This is a genomic window from Bacillus sp. 05T31 (genome assembly GCF_056396725.1).
The window spans coordinates 1-830 of record NZ_JBFTMA010001137.1 but is presented as its reverse complement, the minus strand read 5'-3'; the positions used below and the strand labels follow the sequence as shown (position 1 = coordinate 830).

Genomic DNA, 830 nt, shown 5'->3' with positions numbered 1-830 from the left:
GTGATGAAGAGTTGACGCAGAAAGTAATTGARGATAGTAAACAATTAGCGTATCCAAAATGGAAGGTGTTTTTTGATAGTCTATTTATGTTGGGGGTACTTTTGTTTGTTACAAAAATCGGTATATGGATGTTAAATAAGTTTGCAGGAACAAGCATTACAATTGTTGCAGACGCACCATATGTAATGAATTTTTTACCGCTCCTATTAATGATTATAGGTGGTACGGTTTCTGATAAATTGAAGAAAATATATAGATAAGAGAAAGATTTGTAAGAAATCCCCTACACTAGCTGTTCTTTTCACCCAAATTGTGTACTATAAAGGATAGATAGGAAGGGGACGTTTAGAATGGAATTTCATGAGCAAAAGATTTTGCCGGCAGTGAGGCAAATTAAAGATTTGGAGAAGCTATTACATAGTTCGTATGAGTATATTGTTATTTTAGATATTCATGTCGGTCAATTGAAGAGTGTTGTGTCGCTCGCAAAGCAGCATAATAAAAAAGTATTTTTACATGTGGATTTGATCCATGGATTACAAAGTGATGGGCATGCGACGGAGTTTTTATGCCAAGAATATAAACCGTACGGGTTATTATCGACAAAGGCGAGCGTAATTATGAAGGCGAAGCAAAAAGGTGTCGTCTCCATTCAACGCATCTTTTTAATTGATTCTAGCGCAATGGAAAAGAGCTGTAATTTGCTAGRAAAGACGAAGCCGGATTATATAGAGGTGCTTCCTGGTGCGTTAACGGGTGTCATTGCTGAGGTGAAAGAGCGTACAGGTGTACCAATTTTAGCAGGTGGTTTTATTCGAACGGTAGAAGAC

1 protein-coding gene and 1 pseudogene are annotated in these 830 nt (G+C 37.1%); both read left to right on the top strand.

What is annotated here, in order from left to right:
• A pseudogene (locus AC1DJR_RS31930) lies at window positions 1–260 on the top strand (helix-turn-helix domain-containing protein); the annotation flags it as partial.
• A 90-nt stretch (window positions 261–350) separates the two neighbouring features.
• Window positions 351–830: glycerol-3-phosphate responsive antiterminator (locus AC1DJR_RS31925; protein ID WP_477004459.1), on the top strand; the 480-nt coding region annotated here is incomplete at its 3' end.